Here is a 1559-nt window from a genome sequence, read left to right as displayed (position 1 = left end):
CGCCTTGACCGTGCTTTCCGCCTCCGAACCCGGCCGCGATTGCCCGCTCTGCCCAAGGCTGCATGACTTCATCGCCGAGTGGCGGCAGCGCGAGCCGTCCTGGTTCAATGCGCCGGTGCCGACTTTTTTACCACCCGAGGGTGACGCGGCGGTTCAGTTGCTGATCGTCGGGCTGGCGCCTGGCCTGCGCGGTGCCAATCGAACGGGCCGCCCGTTCACCGGCGACTATGCCGGCGACATGCTCTACTCGACGATGATTTCGCACGGTTTTGCGCGCGGAGAGTTCAAGGCGCGGCCAGATGACGGATTGGAGCTGGTCGGCACCGCGATCACCAACGCGGTGCGCTGCGTGCCGCCGGAGAACAAGCCGGTGGGCGCTGAGATTGCCACCTGCCGGACATTCCTGGTGCCGACGATCGCCAGGTTCCCGAACCTGCGCGCCGTGCTGGCACTGGGATCGATCGCGCACCAGTCGACGGTGCGGGCATTGGGCGGGCGTGTCGCCGCCTATCCGTTCAAGCATGGCGGGCAGCTGCCGGCCGGCAGCATCACGCTGTTTTCGAGCTATCATTGCTCGCGCTACAACACCAACACCGGTGTGCTGACCGAAGCGATGTTCGTTAGCGTTTTCAGCCAGATAGCGGCGTTCCTGCAGAAATAGAGTCGGGCGCCAGCGGATCAGCTTGATGGCGCAAACAGTGCAGCCAGCACCGCCGGCCCACCCTTCAGCACATTCATATCGACATCGCCATTGATGCCGTCGACGCGACCCCTGTTGTGGTACTGCCAGTAGACCCAGTCGTCGCGGTCCGGCTCCAGGAGCAACGAGCGGAGCCAGAGCGGACGGGCAGCAATGCGCCCTGCATAGGTCTGCGCTGCCTCATCGGTCAGATAGACGATCGCAGGCTTGCCGAACGTCGCCTCGACTGGAGCGAGGAACGCGGCCAGTTCGGCGTTCAATTGTTCGGGCGTCGGCCGCTGCGGGCAGTTGCCGCCGAATTCGATGTCGACGACCGGCGGCAGCAGCGGCTGGTCGTGCGGCACAACCGAGATGAAATTCTTCGCCTGGTCGGCGCCAGGTCGGCAAAAGGTGAAAAAGTGATAGGCGCCGACGGCGAGACCGGCGGCGCGGGCCTCTTCCAGATTCTTCGCGAAGGCATCGTCGACATGATCGCCGCCTTCGGTCGCCTTGATGACTGCGAAGGCGACATCGTCGGCGGCGACACGCGGCCAGTCGATCCGGCCCTGATGATGGGAAACGTCGATGCCCCTGAGCGGATATTTGTCGCGGTCCGGCGAGAATGCCTTGAAATAGATGTAGCCGCCTGCTGCGACGAAACATACCAAGACCAGACTGGCCAGACCAAAGAGAACAATTCGGTTCTTCAAGCGAATGGCCCCAGCCTACCCACGCTCTTTTAACAGCCGGCCCTTCTCGCGCGACCAATCGCGCTGCTTCTCGCTCTCGCGCTTGTCGTGCAGTTTCTTGCCGCGGCCGACAGCGAGCAGCAGCTTGGCGCGGCCCTGGTCGTTGAAATAGATTTTCAGCGGCACAAGCG

At 63.6% G+C, this 1559-nt stretch carries 3 protein-coding genes; 1 reads left to right on the top strand and 2 read right to left on the bottom strand.

What is annotated here, in order from left to right; genetic code table 11:
* The first annotated feature begins 4 nt into the window (after positions 1-4).
* The gene (locus ENZ75_RS31395) at positions 5-661 is read left to right on the top strand and encodes a uracil-DNA glycosylase (protein WP_013532592.1); all 657 of its coding nucleotides are present in this window, start codon (positions 5-7) and stop codon (positions 659-661) included.
* Positions 662-678: 17 nt separating this feature from the next.
* Here the strand turns inward: ENZ75_RS31395 and ENZ75_RS31390 are convergent, their stop codons facing one another.
* Positions 679-1389 (bottom strand): GH25 family lysozyme, encoded by a 711-nt coding sequence (locus ENZ75_RS31390; protein ID WP_013532593.1) that lies wholly within the window; start codon positions 1387-1389, stop codon positions 679-681.
* Positions 1390-1404: 15 nt separating this feature from the next.
* Positions 1405-1559 (bottom strand): SsrA-binding protein (locus ENZ75_RS31385; RefSeq protein ID WP_206617146.1); only part of this gene is annotated, 155 nt, incomplete at its 5' end.

Origin of the sequence: Mesorhizobium sp. M7A.F.Ca.CA.002.04.1.1, from assembly GCF_004022805.1 — a bacterium.
Lineage (GTDB): Bacteria > Pseudomonadota > Alphaproteobacteria > Rhizobiales > Rhizobiaceae > Mesorhizobium > Mesorhizobium ciceri.
This window is presented reverse-complemented; position numbering and strand designations above follow the sequence as displayed.